This window comes from Methylorubrum sp. Q1 (genome assembly GCF_004683995.1).
GTDB lineage: Bacteria > Pseudomonadota > Alphaproteobacteria > Rhizobiales > Beijerinckiaceae > Methylobacterium.
Window position 1 is genome coordinate 42,797 of record NZ_SRHQ01000029.1, and the last position, 15,928, is coordinate 58,724.

Here is a 15,928-nt window from a genome sequence, read left to right on the forward strand (position 1 = left end):
GCAGCAGAGCGGGAACGAGTGACAAATCCGGTCTTGGCTGCGCCAGCAACAGAAAAGCCACGCTGGTTGCGTGACTTACGGCGCTTTCTCCCGCTCAAGCCGCAGTTCGTCGTATCCGGCAATGTCCGGGATCATCAGCTGTCGGATGTGACGCCGGGAGCGTCTGTCCCTGTCTCGCTCACGGCGGCGCTACGGAGCGAACTGCGGGAAGCGGGCTTCGCCGTTGTGCTCTACTTCGACCCCGTCACCGGCTTTCGCCCTCTGCTGGCGCCTGGGGAGGAGCCCCAAGCTGCCTTGAACGCGATGGCGGCGCTGGGCCTGCAGACAGATGCGCAGGGACATGCACCCGCCGGGATCGAGCTGCTCGCGGCGACACTCGCGCGAATCGCGGCCAGATCCGGTGAGCCGATCGCTCTGCTGATCGACTTCGCGTCGAGACTGATCATTCGCAACGACGTCCTGAGCGCGGCGGAGCATCAAGCCTTCATGCAGGCGCTCGTCGCCTCCCACGTCGTGCGCTCCCGGCCGATTGGAACGCCGCCGCGCCCGTTCTTCAACTCCGTTGTCTGGGTCGTCGACAAGGAAGGCGACCTGCCGGATTGGTTTTTGATCGACAATCCCCGCATTAGGCACATCCCGGTCGGCAAACCAGACAATCTCGCGCGCGGTGTTCTTGCCCGGGTCCTGCTGAGAAGCCTCGCTGGCCATGCCGATGCGCGCGCGGACGAGAAGGAGGCCGCCGTAGGTGCCTTCGTCGATGGCACGGACGGGATGCTGTTGGTCGACATGTCCGCCATCGCGCAACTCGCCCGAAGCGAGGGCATTGGCCTTGCTGCGATCGGCGACGCCGTCCGGCGTTACAAGGTGGGTGTGAGCGAAGATCCCTGGCGACGGATCGATCGCACGAAGGTTCGCAACGGCACGGCGACGCTCCAGGCGCGCGTCAAAGGCCAGGACCATGCCGTCACGCACATGCTCGATATCGTCAAGCGCGCGGTCACAGGAGTGGGAGCGCCCCGGCGCGGTAGCCGCCCTCGCGGCGTGGCCTTCCTCGCTGGCCCGACCGGTGTAGGCAAGACTGAACTCGCGAAGGCACTCACAAGCCTGCTTTTCGGCGACGAGACGGCGTATATCCGCTTCGACATGTCCGAGTTCTCAGCAGAGCACTCCGACCAGCGCCTGATCGGGGCGCCACCGGGTTATGTCGGCTACGACGTCGGTGGCGAACTCACGAATGCGATCCGCGAAAGACCGTTCTCGGTTGTGCTTTTCGATGAAATCGAGAAGGCGCATCCGCGCATCCTCGACAAGTTCTTGCAGGTGCTGGACGACGGGGTGCTCACCAGCGGCCGCGGCGATCGGGTCTATTTCTCCGAGGCGTTTATCATCTTCACGTCGAACCTCGGCATCTATCGCCTGGAAGCCGATGGATCTCGTGTGGCAAACGTCACGGCCGAGGACGCCTTCTTCGATGTCCAGTCGAAGGTACGGGCGGAGATCGACCGGCATTTCAAGCTCGTTCTGAATCGCCCCGAGATTCTGAACAGGATCGGCGATAATATTTTGGTCTTCGACTTCATCAGACCCGACATCGCCGAATTGATTTTCGAGGGTCAAGTCGATGACGTACTTCGCGGGATCGCTTCGGATCAGGGCATCGCTGTCACCATCACCGACGATGCCCGCGCTGCCTTGAGGCAGGCTTGTCTCTCCGATCTGTCCAATGGCGGTCGTGGCATTCGCAACAAGGTCGAAAGCGGATTGATCAGCCCGCTTGCCCGAGCCCTGTTCGATCGCGATGCCGCCCCTGGAGACGCCTTCAGCGTCACTGCGCTTCATGTGCACCCCGAGGGCGGGACGGTCATTGAGCTCACCCGATCCGGGATGCCGAGCTGATGACTGCCCTGGCGTTCTCCCGCATCCATTTTCCCATCACGACGCTCGGCCCCGGTCAGCGAGTCGGCGTCTGGTTTCAGGGATGCTCGATCCGGTGCCCCGGCTGCGTGTCGATGGATACCTGGGCGGTCGGTAAGGGCATGACGACGGTTGCCGATGTGCTGGATGCGCTCGCACGAACCGTGTCGGTGGCAGATGGCCTGACGGTATCGGGCGGCGAACCGTTCGAGCAGCCTGAAGCGCTCGCCGCGCTCCTACGCGGCTGGGACCGGCTCGGCGGCGGGAATGTCCTCGTCTATTCCGGGCGCGCCTTCGAGGACTTGAAGCCCGAGCTGTCTAAACTCGGTGGCCTGATCGATGCCATCATCGCGGACCCGTTCGTGCGCGATGCCCCACAGACGCTCGCGCTTCGTGGCAGCGATAACCAACGTCTTGTGCCTCTGACCGCGCGGGGCGTGGAGCACTTCTCGGCCTATGAGGCCCCCTTGCCTGCCGGAGCGCGCGCTCTCGACGTGCTCTTCGACGACGACACCGGTGACGCGTTCCTGGTCGGCATTCCGCGACCGGGCGACATGGTAAAGCTTGCTGCGGCGCTGAAAGCCGCCGGTCATTCAGCGGCGACGACAGAGGACGTGCGGTGACCGATACGACCAGCTATCTTACCGTGATCGTCCGCGTCTGCCCCTCTTGTGGCAGTGAGCGCCCTCCGTCGGAAATCACCTGCGAGAATTGCCACTACTACATTGGCGATGAAGAATTGCGCCCCACTGGCAGTTCTCAGCAGCCTACGCCCATAGTCGATCCCCCGTCGCCGGAACCGCGGCCCGTCGCGTCGACGCCTTGCTGCGTCAACGGTCATCCAGTGGAGCCTGGGGACCAGATGTGCATGGTCTGCGGCGGCGAGATCGCGGAGGACCACCTCAGCGATCCGGAACCTGCTCCAGAGCCCGATCGGCCCATCGAGGAAGTAGACTCCCCCGCCTTCGAGGGTTTTCGGGATATCCGTCGAGCGGCAGCGGGGACCGCAACGGGTCCTTGGGATGTCTACGACGCCGTGCGGGAAGCCGATGGCCGTCCGGCCCGGATCGTCCACTACCACGCGGGGAGCGAGCCCGACCCCGCCGTACACGAGGCCCTGCGGCGCCTGCCCACCGACCACGTCCCGGAGCTTCTCGCGACAGGACGCATCGCCGGGCGTACCTTCGAGGCGGTCGAGCCCATGCCCAACGGCTCGCTCGCCGCCGCGGGATGGTTGGAGCCGGAAAGGCTGCGCACGGCCATCGATGAGCTTGGTCGGGCCCTGCACTCTTTCAGCGAAGCAGGATTACGGCATCGCGACCTGCGGCCGGCGACCGTGCTTATCCGCGATCCCGAAAGCTTCGATCTCGTCGTCACGGGATGGGGCTCGGCAAGGCTGTCGGACTTCGATCTGGAACAGGTCGCGCCGCTCGAATTGTCCCGCTACTCCGCCCCCGAGGCCATTGTCGGCGCGGTGAGCGCTGCGTCGGATTGGTGGTCGCTGGGGATGATCGTCCTGGAACAGGCGACGCGCGGGGCGTGCTTCGCCGGGACCGAAGACCTCGCATTCCGACTGCATGTCGTCACGCGCGGCATTTCACTGCCCGACACAATCGACGGTGAGATCAGGACGCTCCTCCGAGGTTTGCTCGTCCGCGACCCGAACCGACGCTGGGGAGGCCGGGAGGTCAGCGCGTGGCTCAATGGGGCCGCGCCCTCACCGCCCTTACAGGACACGTCTGAAACCGATGAGCGGGCGGGGCCCGTCATCCGTCTTGCGGGTCGGAGTTTTACCGACCCGGCGACGTTCGCGCTCGCGGCGGCCGAAGCTGGCCATTGGGAGGAAGCGGCGACACTGACGGCCAACGGGACCACGGCGACGTGGCTGGCAGAGCGCAAGGAGGATGCGCGCATCCTCTCGCTGGTCAGGAGTGCTTCGACGGCCGACGGCCTCGACACGGATCTGCGGCACGCGATCGCCATGATGGCCATGAACCCGGCGTTGCCGTTGTCGGTCCGAGGCGAGATCGTCACCCCCGCTTGGCTGATGGCGCATCCAGAGCAGGGCTATGTTCTGGTGACCGGCGATGCACCGAGACACCTGGAACGGCTCGGGCGCGAGGCATGGCTTCCCCGCCTCAGAGCCCGTGCGGCCGCCGTCCGGGAGCGCGCCCAACGTCTTGAGGTCGAACTCGACGAAGATCGGGCTCGCGTCGCGCTGCTTGCAACATCGCGGGCCAATCTGGACGCCGAGCGTGAGGCGAGACGCGTCCTGTTTCCCGACACGGACCATGCCGGCCTCGCCATGCTCGTCGAGCGGTCCCGGCTTAGCGACGAGGACGTGATCATCCTCATCAGCGCGGCTCTCCATCAGTTCGTGCCGATGGAGGCGCTGGTCGAAGCGACGCGAACGGCCGCTGCTTCGGCTGGCATACCGACGGATGAGGCTGCACTGCGCACAACGCTTGCTGCCTCTCGGCGCGAGATCTTCACGGCGGTCGATGCGCGCATCGCCAATTTCGCCCGCTGCGGCAATCCCGCGATCGACGAGTGGGCCGATGCTTATCGAGTCGAACGCAGGATGCCGCTGGCGCGGGCGGCGACCCTGCTGGCGGTGTCCGAAAACCAGTGGAAGGAGCCCCCGCGGCAGCAATACGTCGCCAAACTGATGGACGTCTTCGAGAAGCGGCTCTCCGCCACGGTGGGCCGTGGTCCACTCGTCCGCTTCGTGCTGGGCAAGACCACGCCCAGGCTCGACCTGATGGAACTTGGATCAGGCTCGCGCCCGGCCGAGGCGCTGCTGAACCAGATCCTGGCTCGGGGCGAAGCCGCGACGCCGATCGATCCCGACGCTCTGACAGCGGATCAGAACATCGCGTACCGCCTTCGTCACCTCGTCAATTACGCCCAGACCTTCGTTCGCGATACGGGCATCGACGGACGGTATCTTGGCTTTCCGATACTGCACGCCCGCGACATGCGTCCCGGACGGACCAACACCAAGCCGCGCATCGCGCCCATTCTGCTGTGGCCGGTATCGATCGATCTGCCGAGCGGTGCGGGTCAAACGGCAAGTCTGGCCTTCGACCGTGGGCGTGAGGAGGTGCGGCTCAATCCAGCACTCGAAGGGCTCCTCGGCAAAGAGGCCTTCGCGCAATGGCGTTCGGCAGCCGAAGACCTCTTGAAGCGGCCCGCTCTGCGGCTTGGCGAGGCAATGGATGGGTTTGGCCATCTCGCTGAACCACAGGGACACGCCCTCACCCGCTTGCCGGGCAAGGATGCGGTTCCTGCGGTGCCCATGGCGTTGTGTCCTTCGGCAGTGCTGTTCAACGCCGAGTTTGCCGGTCAATCGCTCGTCGAGGATCTCCGCCAGCTGCGCGCCCAGCCCGTGGCCGGGACGGCCCTGGATCCCGCTCTCAGGGTCTCCGGCACGCCCGCAGCTCTCGAACCGGACCCCGTGCCAGAACGTGACCGCTTCGGCACGGCGGAAGGCGACCCGTCGCAGGACGCGGCGGTTCTCGCATCGCGGCTGGCGCCAGGCCTCCTCGTCGAGGGACCGCCCGGAACCGGCAAGAGCCAGACGATAGTCAACATCCTGGCTGACGTCATTGGGCGCGGTGAGACCGCTCTGGTCGTCTGCCAGAAGCAGGCGGCGCTCAAGGTGGTGCAAAAGCGGATGGACGCGGAGGGGCTCGGAGAGCGCCTTTTCATGGTCAACGATATCAACCGCGACCGCGAGGGCATTTTCCGTGCGCTGCGAGATCAGGTTGCGGCCCTAGCTGCCGGCGCTGTCGAAGCTTTTGCCGCCCTACGGAAGCAGCGGGATACCACGGCGGCACGCATCGAGTTCGTTGAAAAGGATCTCGACCGCGGACACGAGACCCTCCACGTCGTGGATGATGCGGCGGGCCTGACTTACCGCCAGATGTTGGGCGAGCTTCTCGCGATCGAAGAAGACGGTCTCGCGATCGATGCTCCTCACCTGCGCCGTATGCTGGCGAACGTCGGAGCCGTTGCCGTGGCGCGTCTGGAAGAGGAATGTGGGCCCCACGCGTCCTTGTGGCTCGCGTCGGCCTTCGAGGGCAGCGCCCTGGCAGCGTTGAAGCCGTTCCCAGTCGATCACGCGACGATCACGGAATTCCAGGTGGCCCTCGCCAGCTTCGGTGCGGCGGAGGAAGCCCGCGAAGCCCTGCTCGCCGACTTGCCTCCCTCCTTCGAGATCGAGGATCCCACTCCCCATCGAGCCTGGCTCGACACCGGGGCTCGGCATTTGGCTGCCATGACCGACGAACGCCGTGAGCGGCTTCGTGCGTGGTTTCCGCTGTTCAAGAGCGAGACGGGAAACGAGACGCCCGGCAACCGCATCGCCCGCGATCTCGCGGCCCTCGCCTCCGACTTGCAGAATGCAGCGCCGGCCCAAGCAGAAGGCAAGCTCTTCGAGCCGGTGGCCGCGCTCTCCGATCAGGAATTGCAGATCCGATCTGCCGAGGCGCGAGAGGCGACGGCTCCGGTCGGGTTCTTCGGCAGGCTGAGGCCGCGTCGGCGACGCCTCAGGAAGTCCTGCCGCGATTACTTGATCGGTCTCGGACAGGCGGGCGACGAACCCGGCCTCTCGGCTCTTGCGGCGGCAACGGCGCGGGAAGTCATAGTCAGGCCGCTGCGCAAGCGCCTCGACAGCCTGCGCTCGACCCTCGGGCTGGCGCCAGCCTCGACACCGGCACCGCTGCAATCTCTACGGGACGAGACAACAGCCATCGCGTCGTCCCTCAGGGAAGCTGCGAAGGATTCCGAGGCGGCCTTGTCCTGCCCGCGACGCGCAGACGCCGAGCACGTGATCGAGTCCGCCTCCGGTTCGGCCCTTCATGCTCTGGCAATCGGCTACCAGTCCGCCTTCCGACGCCATGCCGCCCGCGAGGCGAGCCTCAGAGCCCTGGAGCCGTTGGCAGCGTCGTTCAGTGACGAACTGACAACACGCTGTATCGATGCCATCCGTCGGGGCGGCTCCATGCCGCAAACGGTGCAAGCGATCATGGCAGCCCTGCCGACGCTGTCAGCCTTCCAGCGCTTCCGGACGCGGGCGGCGGCGCTCGACGCGGAAAGCCTCGCCGCGTTTTCTGCTCTGCGGCCGCACGCGGATGTGTTGAATCGCGCCCCGGCCGGAGCACTCGACGAAGTGGTGCGAGCAACCCTTCGGCGTGAGGCTTTGCTCGGTTGGAAAACGCGCATCGAGACGGAGCATCCGGAACTCTCGGTCGACATGGCCGAGACGGGGCGCAAGGTCGCAAACTTGGCGCGGCTCGATACGGAGATGCGGGATCTGAACCGAAAGGTGCTGGCTCACGGCATCGATCCGGCTTCGATCGGCCGCCAAGCGGATTGGAATGTCGTGACGGCTCTACGGGGTCCGCGCCCGATGAGCCTTCGGGGCGCCTTCGAGAAGGGGGAAGCCCTCGGACTCATGCGCCTGCGGCCGGTTTGGCTCATGGGGCCCGATGTGGCGAGCCGCCTACTTCCCCTGAAGCCCGGCATTTTCGACCTCGTGATTTTCGACGAGGCGTCACAAATCCCCGTCGAGCAGGCCGTGCCTGCCCTCTTCCGCGGGCGACGGGTCGTCGTCGCTGGCGACGAGAAGCAGATGCCGCCGAGCGCCTTCTTCTCTGGAAGAGCGGAGGAGGAGGACGATGACGAGATCGACGAGCAGCCCGATGAAGCGGCCACCGAGGCCGAACGCTCGGCGCTCGAAGATGCCTGGAACAAGAAAGACGTCACCGCGTGCCCGGACCTCCTGCAGCTTGCGCGAGGATGCCTGCCGGCCACCACATTGCAGATCCACTACAGATCGACCTACCGCGAGCTCATCGGCTTCTCGAACGGTGCCTTCTACGGCAACCGCCTCAGCGTTCCCGCCCGGCACCCCGACGAGGAGATCCGTCGCGGCAAGCCGATCGAGGTACTCCGGGCCGACGGCGTCTATGACGCGCAGACGAACCCGGAGGAGGCGGACCGCCTGGTCGAGCTCTTGGCTGAAGTTTGGTCAGCTCCCTTCGCGGAGAGGCCGAGCATCGGCATCGTGACCTTCAATAAGAAGCAGGCCGACCTCGTCACCGACAAGATCGAGGAGCGCGCCGGGGCGGACCCGACCTTCCTCGCCGCGCTGAAGGCCGAACGCGAACGGAATCAGGGCGGCGAAGACATGGGCTTCTTCGTCAAGAACGTTGAGAACGTCCAAGGCGACGAGCGCGATTGGATCGTCTTCAGCACCACGTTCGGCCGTGACCGTCGGGGAGCCTTTCGCCGGTTCTTCGGCGTCCTCGGCCAGACGGGTGGCGAGCGACGGCTCAATGTCGCGGTCACGCGCGCCCGGGAGAAGATCGTCGTCGTGACCTCGATGCCGTTCAGCGAAATCTCGGACTGGCACGCAGCTGGGCGCGTGCCGCACAAGCCCCGCGACTTTCTTCAAGCCTATCTCGATTACGCGGCGAAGATGGCATCCGGAGACGTCGCCGCCGCACGGGCGCTACAAACGCGCCTCGCACCGGGCCAGGGCAAGAGCAAAATCGGCGCTGTCCAGCACGACGGATTGGCTCAGGCCGTCGGGCGATACATCCGCGAACTCGGCTACGAGCCGGTACCGTCCGCTGACGAAACCGACGTCTTCGGCTTAGACTATGCGATCGTCGATCCACGGACAGGTCTTTTCGGCCTCGGGATCGAATGCGACTCCCCGCGCCACCGTCTCCTCCAAAAGGCGAGAGCCCGCGAAGTCTGGCGGCCCAAGGTGCTGGGTCGCGCCGTACCGCGCACGCACCGCGTCTCATCGAGCGCTTGGTACAGCCGGCCGGAAGCTGAGCGGGCAAGGCTTCGGGAGGCTCTTGCGACAGCCATTGTGAGGGAGGCGGCGGAATGAGCGGTCCCAAGGTCGTCAGAGTCGTGACTCGAGAGGAATTGGAAGCGACCTGCCGGCGCTGGCTTTTGCTCGTAGGCGAGGCCGCCGCCGACCTGCTCCGCAGCGCAAATCGCTTCGGACTGGCAAGCTCTGCCCTTGAGGCGCAGGTGGCGGCGAGACGGGCTACCCTCGAAGCAATGTTTCGCTCGGAGCAATGGGTCGATCTTCAGAAGGACGCAGCCCAAGCGATCGAACACTTCCGCTTCGAAGGCGAACGTCTGAGAAGCGAAGCGGTCGCCGCCGAAGCGGCCCAACGTTCGCGGCAGCGGCGAACGCTCGATGCGGCCCGTTCGATCGCGGCCTCGTTGGCCAAGGCCGGGCAACCGGTGCCGGTAGCCCTCACCGCTGCAATCGAAGGCGCGATGACGGCCACAGGTGCTGACTTGGATGCCATGCAGCGTACTGTGGAGGCCAGCATCGCCACGCTGGTACAAGGCCAGCCGAAGACGCAATCCTCCGGCCAGAGTGACCTCGCAGCCCGGCTCAATGCCGGCGGTCCTATCCCGGCTTTCGCTCAATGGCTCGAGGAGAATGCGCAATCTGACCCTCAGGCGGAACGGCTCGACGGGTTGCTCTCGGAGTTGAGCACGTGCGCGACACTTGTCGACATCACCGATCTGACTGCGCGAGCGATCTCGATTTCCGCCGAGCCTTCGGCGGACCGACGTGCCCTCCTGACAGACTCGCTCGTTCTTGAGGCTGCACGGCGCCTGCGAGACGAACGCGCCATCGAAGCTGCCACCGCTAAAGCGATGCAAGTTCGCGCTGAGTTGGCTGCACTGTCTTCCGAAAGGGGGCATGCATGCAGCATTCAACTCGATGCTGCGATCACCGATAGAAATGTCGCGAAGATGCGGGCGCGCGTCACTGACGGGGAGACGCTGCTCGAGGAAGGGCGTCGGCAGGTCTCTGCTGTAGCGCGGCGGCGGGCTGTGCTCGGAGGGCTGGCATCGCTCGGCTACGAGGTTCGGGAGGGAATGGAAGCGGCTTGGGCGAAGGAGGGTCGCATTGTCGTACGGCGCCCCGGCACTGACGATTACGGTGTAGAATTCGCGGCTCCTGCCGATGCATCGCGCATGCAAGCCCGGTTAGTCGGTTCTGACCGGCCGTCCAGTCCGCAAAATGCCAATCGCGATAAAGATCAAGAAACAATCTGGTGTGGGCAATTTGACGAACTTCGTTCGGTCTTGGCGGATCATGGCGGCCATGTCGAAATTGAACGCGCCCTTCCCGCAGGTGAGCAGGCCGTCAAGACAATCAGCCTGACAAGCGCATCGCCATCGGCCGAGGTCAAAATTACAAAACCACAAACTCGCGCACTGCCTCGAAGCTAATATAAAGAAAATAAACACATAATCCTCAATATCAATATTGAACTTATTGTCAGCTTGGATGAAGAATATTACAATATACTTCGAACTACATCGACGCATTTAACAACCTAATCTGGCGTTCGATATGGCAAGCGTTCAAAATTAACATTAAAATTAATCCGAACTGAAATATCATTCGCAGGTCTGATGCAAAATGTACGTTGAGCAAAACGCATAGTATTTTAAAAAACTCCAATCAAACTTTGAGGCTTATTATAATAGCACATGAACAATTGCCATTGCATCACCGCTTGAGTCTCGCATTATTCATGTGGCCAATCCCAGGATTGCAGCCAACTCGTTTTTGAGTAGGGCCTGCGGCAGCCAACGCAGAATCTTTGACCGTCGTTCAGGTTACCAAAGCTTGATCCGGGTGAAAGATCCATTTCGTCACGTCCATCACTGGACGGTGCGGCCCCGATCTGGAATTAATGACGGAGCAGGATACAATTTCAACGAGTGCGGCATGTGGCGTTGGAAGGTCGGAGCGCGGGCGATGACTGCCACGTCTTTTGACGCTGCGGACGGCCGTCCGCGAAGCCGCCTCGGACGATCGGTTGGCGAGGAGATTGCTTCCGTGGTTCTTTTAAAAAGTTCGGCGAGGCGACTCCACGGTGGTCTAACGCCTGCGAGCTTTACCGCACTGCTCCTGCTGCTCGGGCCGGCTTTGGCCTACGACGACAGTGACTGCGCCCGGCAAGAGACTGTTCCAGTCAGTGTCGACGAAGACTTCGGCAATTGGTCCGAGATGGACGCCGCACGAAAGCGGGCTCTCGATCGGACGAACCAGCTCGCTATCAGCCAAGTTGTTGGCGTCGAGGTAAAGTCGTCCCGCGAGAACCGTGCGGAAATCGTGAACAGCGATGCCGAGCAGCGCTTCAAGCAGCTTGAGCAGACGAACCTCGCTGGTTTCGTCCGGGTGAAGATCCTGGAGGAAAACCGGAAGACCACGGAAGCGGGCGGCTCTCTCTCAATCAAGTCCGAGGTTACCGTTTGCGTGCCGAAGTCGCAGACGGTCCGGAAGGAAGAGCAAGAGCGCGCTGCCCGGCAACAGCGGCCTGCTAAGCCCGTCGATCCCACGACCGTTGCTTGGTTCGATCCCGTCACCGGCCAGCCGCGAGTTTGGTACTGGCGGGAAGGCTCGAACTACGAATTTTTTGACAATTCCGGCTTTCATCCGCGGACCGGCGACAAGCTCCTTCTCGTCGACCGGAGAGTCGTGACCGAATGGCGTCAAAGCGTCGAGCGGGGGAAACGCGAAGCCGTCGAGCGCGTGCAAAGAGAGGCCGCCCAGCGGGAGGCTGAGGCGCAGCGGCAAGCTAAGATAGCCCGAGCCGGGGAGCTGTGTGATCAGTTTGCCGCAGGGCCTTATGACCTTGATCGGCCCAAGACCACGGCCGGCGTGGCTTGGGAGGTCCTGCGAAGCGCGGGTGGGCCAGCGGTCGAGGCCTGCGAGATGGCTGCCCGACAGTACCCGGAAGAGCGCCGCTACCGATACCAGCTGGCTCGGGCCTACCAAGCGTCGGAGCCCAGGAAAGCCTTGCCGCTGCTACAGGTCCTCATGCGACAGAATTATCGCGCGGCCTACGACAATTATGGCTGGGCGCTTCTCGACACCCGGGTGGGCCGCAACGATCTGGCCGGCGCCCTTGCGAGCTTCCGGCAGGGGGCAAACCTCGGCGATCCGGATGCCATGGTCAGCTTGGCGACGATGATCTCGAAGGGCCGCGTCGAGGGGGCGGGGCAGGAGGAAGCCTATCGTCTTTTCAAACGGGCCGCGGGGCTGGGGCATCGCGAGGCCTCCGAGGGGGTGGACCGCCTGATGGAAGGCCAGCGGCAAGCCGAGCAGCAGCGGCTTCAGAATGAGCAGGCGGCTCGCGCGTTCATGGGACTCGTGGGTGGTGCCCTCGGGGGCATCGGTCGACGCTGAACAGGAAAGAATATGATGAACGCGAAGCGTCTTGTTTCCTTCGGCGCGACCGCCGCGCTGTGCCTGGGTGTCAGTGCGGCAGCCCTGGCTCAAACGAGCGCGCCCGGCGGTGACGCCGAGGCGACCGCGGCCCTCAACGGTGGAGCGCACCCATCCGCCGGCGCGCAGCCTCCGTCGATTGAACAATGCTGGGCCGACTGGAAGGCGAAGGAGAAACTCGAAGACGGCAAGAACGAGAAGAAGAACGGATACTTCGTCTATGTCGCCCACGAGCAGGCCCCAGTGGACGAACCGGTGGGGTCGCGCAATTGGCTCGTCGGCCGGAATGCCGCCTTCAGCTATGCCGAGATCAATGCCCGGAAGTCGTTGGCGGAGGCCATGCGCGCGACGATGCGGTCGAGCCGGTCGGCGGCGGTCAGGACCTTTGGTGGGGATGACGCGCCGCCGTCCCTGCGACCGGTCGTTGAACAGCTCTCCATCGTCGACAAGTCACTGGTCCTCACGGACAAGGCTCTCGACGCCGAGATCAAGAAGTTCGATCCCAAATGGTCAGGGGGAACCGAGGCGCAGAAGCGCGCAGCGATCGCCACTGAGCAGTTGCGGATCAATCAGAGCATCGAACGCAGTGCGGAGATGTTCGCCTCCGGTGCCTTCACCGTTGTCCAGTGCGAAGGGCCGAGCCGGGAGGATGGGGGCAAGTACCATGTCCTCACTGGTCTGATCTGGACGCCGAAGCTCGCCGGGGTCGCGGAGACGATTTGGAATCCGACCCTCACGATACAGCGAGAGACGCCGCAGGCACCCGTCCGCCAGCAGTTTGAGGCAATCAAAGCCAAAAACCCGGACTGGCTGGCCTATACGATGGGGACACGCGTTTTCACGGACGAGAATGGCGAGCGGGTCATCGTCGGCTTCGGCGTGGCCCCTCAGACTAGCCTGATGCCGGCCGACCGTAGCCGCGCGAACTTAGCAGCCATGGCGGCCATCCAGCGGTTCGTCAGCGAAAGGGTGCTGGCCAATACGAAATCCCGGGAGGCGTATGAGAAGCGCGGGATGAGCGACGGCTCGACGCAGAGCTACAACCTCGACACTTTCAACGAGGAGGTCAAAGCCCAGGCTGCCGACCTTCAGTTGAAGGGAGCTACCGAGATCCTATCGTGGCGTGGTGAGCATCCGTGGTCCAAGGCGAAGATGCAGGTCGTGGCCGTGGCATGGAGTCAACGTTGGGCGGCTGATGCCGACGCAGTTGGACGCGCGATGGGAGCCGCTGAGCAACGCATGATACAGCAGGGAGGCCTGCCGAAGGCGCCTGCGACCGCTGAGGGATCGAGCGGAAGCGCGCCTACGGCAGCACCAGTGAGAGCGGGAGCAGGCGTCTCTACATCTGATTTTTAAGTCGCTAAGTAGATTGGCTCACGCGCGCACTCTGATGCCGCCGCAGGCTTGCTTCTTTGCGCGCGTGCGATGCGGCACAGTTTGACCCGTTGCGGTCATTTGGGTCGATAACGCCATGCGTCCGCTTTCACGGAAGAAGCGGACGCATGGCGTACAGGTCGCCGCCGAACAGGATGCGGAAGCTCATGAGGCCCAAAGACGCCAAGTCCGATCTCGCTTAAGCGAAGCTTTAGCAACAGCCCCCGCCACGAGCCGCTCGTGCCAATGCACGATGCAAGTGCCTACGCCGGTCGTGACAACCGCTCAAATTTTCTCCTTGCCGAGGGCATCCAGCGCCGGGCCGAGCCCGCGCATCGAGAGCGACACCGCCACCTCCCGCCCGTCCGCATCCTTGAACGCGATCCGGCCCGCGTCCTCGGCCTTGCGCCAGGCGCTCAGCACCGCGTCCGTTGCCGCTGTGTCCGCCACGCACGCGCCGGGTATGCAGCGCCGCCACGCCAGATCCAGGCCGTTCTTCGCATCCTTCACCTCCGTCACCCGCACGCTCGACGGGAAGCTCACGTTGGCCGGCAGCAGCACCGTCATGCGCAGGCCCTCCTGCCCGGGCAGGCGGCCGAGGGCGATCTGCGCCACCGGCGCCGTCTGGCCCTGCGCCTGGATCGTCTGCGATACTTCGCAGACGCGCCCTGCGGTCTCCCCGCCCAGCCGCTGACAGCGCAGCACCCAATCGCCATAGGTGGCCGTCGTCGACCCAGGCTCGGACGGGACCGCCGGCGCCGCCTCCGCGGCGGACGGCTTCGCACGCGAGGATTGGGCGTGCACCGGCATGGGCACCATCACGACGAGGCCAGCGAGCAGGCTCGAGGTGGCCAAGGCGGGGCGCATGGCGGACGAGAGAGGCCGGAGGGAAAGGGGCATCAGGCGGCACCGTGCATGACAGCGGCGGATGCCGCGGAGGAAGGGACGGCGGAGACGAGGAAGTCGGCCACGGCCTGCAGGCTGACGAGGTGGGCGTAGATCATCCCCAACCAGCCCTCTCTTCGGAGCCGGGCAAAGGCGTCATCCGGCAGAGCAGCCAGGGCAGCCTCCTCGACGCCGAGCGCGCCGTGCAGGGTGTGGCTCTGGCCGGTGAGGGGATGCTGGACCTGGATGGTCAGGGCGCGCAGCAGCTTGAGATCCTGCAGCAAGCGCCCGAAGGCGGCGGTACGCCGGGCAGCCTCGGCATACTCGGCGACGAGGCGGATCCGCTCCTGCAGCAGGGGCGACTCCTGGCCGTCCTCGGTGAACAGCGGCAGGCTGGTGGGGCTCGCCTCCGGCGGTTCGGCGGCAGGCTCGGTGCGAAGGAGATCGGTCTCAGCGTCGATGCAGACGAGGGGGGCGCTCCCCTCGCTCTCACCCAGAATGAAGGGATAGCGGCGCAGGTAGGCGGGCAGGTAGCGGCCCGTCCAACTGCCGGCCTCGTCGATGAGGGCGCAGTGTCCCGGTGCAGCGCCAACGAGGAAGACGGGCACGGGGCCGAGGCTCTCGGGCAGAAAAACGACGGGCAGGTGCCGGCAAGCGGCGCCGATCTCCTCGGCGAGGGCCGGGACGATGTGGCTGGAGCGCGCGAAGGCGAAGCGCTGCGGCTGGGCGAGGTAGCCGGCGCGGTGGGCGTCTCGGTCGAGGGGGACGACCGAGCGGTAGAACAGCGGCAGGGAGGTCATGGGGCTTTCGCGGTGTCTTGTCCGGAGGGGCCGGGCGCAGCGCGCCCGTCAGGGAGCAGCCGCGCTGGCCTGGGGCCGGATCTTTGATCCGGGTTGCGCAGCGGGTTGTGTCGGGGGCGGAACGACGAAGCATCCGCCGGCGAGGCAGACGACGGTCTTGTCGAACCGGGGATCGGTGATGATTTGCGACGAGGTCTGGAGCAGACCGGACGCCGGAGCGAACCATGATGCGGCCGGCGTCTGCGTGACGGTGGAAACGCGTTGGACGGTGCTGGCCAAGGTTGTTGCGGCTTGGGCGATCATCGTTCGAGACAAGCTTGCAGGGCTCGGCGTGATTGTAAGGTCGGCTCCGCGATAGGTGAGGCTGTAGTTTGCCGTCGCCGTCAGCGAGCCCTGGTTGATGATGTATTGTCCCGGGGCGCTATTGGCGTCCGCCTTGGTAGCGAGGGCACCGGAGAGGCTGTCGCCGTTGACGAGGCCACGTCCGCCGACCCGGTACGTCAGGCTGGGATTGGCCTCACCGTAGACGCGGCTCTGCGCACCGGCCGCAACCGTGATCGAGCGTGGCGTCACCATCAGGTCGGCGCCCTGATAGGTCACCGCGTAGTTGGCGGAGGCTGCCAGCGTGCCCTGGCCGATCGCGTAGGAGCCGACACCGCTCGTCGCA

General features: G+C 64.8%; 9 protein-coding genes. 6 read left to right on the top strand and 3 right to left on the bottom strand.

The genetic code is table 11. The features are described from left to right. Positions 1 to 18 precede the first annotated feature (18 nt). The 6 genes from E4V01_RS22040 to E4V01_RS22065 all read left to right on the top strand — a co-directional run bounded on the left by E4V01_RS22040 (position 19) and on the right by E4V01_RS22065 (position 13,558). On the top strand, positions 19 to 1,896 hold the full coding sequence (locus tag E4V01_RS22040; RefSeq protein ID WP_245517646.1) for an AAA family ATPase: 1,878 nt from the start codon (positions 19 to 21) through the stop codon (positions 1,894 to 1,896). After that, positions 1,896 to 2,537: a 4Fe-4S single cluster domain-containing protein gene (locus E4V01_RS22045; RefSeq protein WP_135299837.1), complete on the top strand. Its 642-nt coding sequence runs from the start codon at positions 1,896 to 1,898 to the stop codon at positions 2,535 to 2,537. The genes E4V01_RS22040 and E4V01_RS22045 overlap by 1 nt, the downstream gene beginning before the upstream one ends. Continuing rightward, the gene (locus tag E4V01_RS22050) at positions 2,534 to 8,821 is read left to right on the top strand and encodes an AAA domain-containing protein (protein ID WP_210234761.1); all 6,288 of its coding nucleotides are present in this window, start codon (positions 2,534 to 2,536) and stop codon (positions 8,819 to 8,821) included. Before E4V01_RS22045 ends, E4V01_RS22050 begins: the two co-directional genes overlap by 4 nt. Beyond that, positions 8,818 to 10,194, top strand: coding sequence for a hypothetical protein (locus tag E4V01_RS22055; protein ID WP_135299838.1), 1,377 nt, complete (start codon positions 8,818 to 8,820; stop codon positions 10,192 to 10,194). The genes E4V01_RS22050 and E4V01_RS22055 overlap by 4 nt, the downstream gene beginning before the upstream one ends. A 535-nt stretch (positions 10,195 to 10,729) precedes the next feature. Beyond that, positions 10,730 to 12,163: a tetratricopeptide repeat protein gene (locus tag E4V01_RS22060; RefSeq protein ID WP_153227058.1), complete on the top strand. Its 1,434-nt coding sequence runs from the start codon at positions 10,730 to 10,732 to the stop codon at positions 12,161 to 12,163. 12 nt (positions 12,164 to 12,175) lie between these two features. Next, positions 12,176 to 13,558 (top strand): hypothetical protein, encoded by a 1,383-nt coding sequence (locus E4V01_RS22065; RefSeq protein ID WP_135299840.1) that lies wholly within the window; start codon positions 12,176 to 12,178, stop codon positions 13,556 to 13,558. Positions 13,559 to 13,861: 303 nt separating this feature from the next. Here the strand turns inward: E4V01_RS22065 and E4V01_RS22070 are convergent, their stop codons facing one another. The 3 genes from E4V01_RS22070 to E4V01_RS25835 all read right to left on the bottom strand — a co-directional run. Then, entirely contained in the window at positions 13,862 to 14,476 is a 615-nt protein-coding gene (locus tag E4V01_RS22070; protein ID WP_060771620.1) for an invasion associated locus B family protein, read from the bottom strand. Next, positions 14,476 to 15,261: a SapC family protein gene (locus tag E4V01_RS22075; protein ID WP_060771621.1), complete on the bottom strand. Its 786-nt coding sequence runs from the start codon at positions 15,259 to 15,261 to the stop codon at positions 14,476 to 14,478. The genes E4V01_RS22070 and E4V01_RS22075 overlap by 1 nt, the downstream gene beginning before the upstream one ends. A gap of 48 nt (positions 15,262 to 15,309) precedes the next feature. After that, positions 15,310 to 15,928 (bottom strand): MBG domain-containing protein (locus E4V01_RS25835; protein WP_193763276.1); only part of this gene is annotated, 619 nt, incomplete at its 5' end.

Bases quoted from the DNA above. Each gene is read 5' to 3' on its own strand.
- E4V01_RS22045 (WP_135299837.1), top strand. From the start codon at position 1,896: ATGACTGCCCTGGCGTTCTCCCGCATCCATTTTCCCATCACGACGCTC.
- E4V01_RS22055 (WP_135299838.1), top strand. From the start codon at position 8,818: ATGAGCGGTCCCAAGGTCGTCAGAGTCGTGACTCGAGAGGAATTGGAA.
- E4V01_RS22060 (WP_153227058.1), top strand. From the start codon at position 10,730: ATGACTGCCACGTCTTTTGACGCTGCGGACGGCCGTCCGCGAAGCCGC.
- E4V01_RS22065 (WP_135299840.1), top strand. From the start codon at position 12,176: ATGATGAACGCGAAGCGTCTTGTTTCCTTCGGCGCGACCGCCGCGCTG.
- E4V01_RS22070 (WP_060771620.1), bottom strand. From the start codon at position 14,476: ATGCCCCTTTCCCTCCGGCCTCTCTCGTCCGCCATGCGCCCCGCCTTG.
- E4V01_RS22075 (WP_060771621.1), bottom strand. From the start codon at position 15,261: ATGACCTCCCTGCCGCTGTTCTACCGCTCGGTCGTCCCCCTCGACCGA.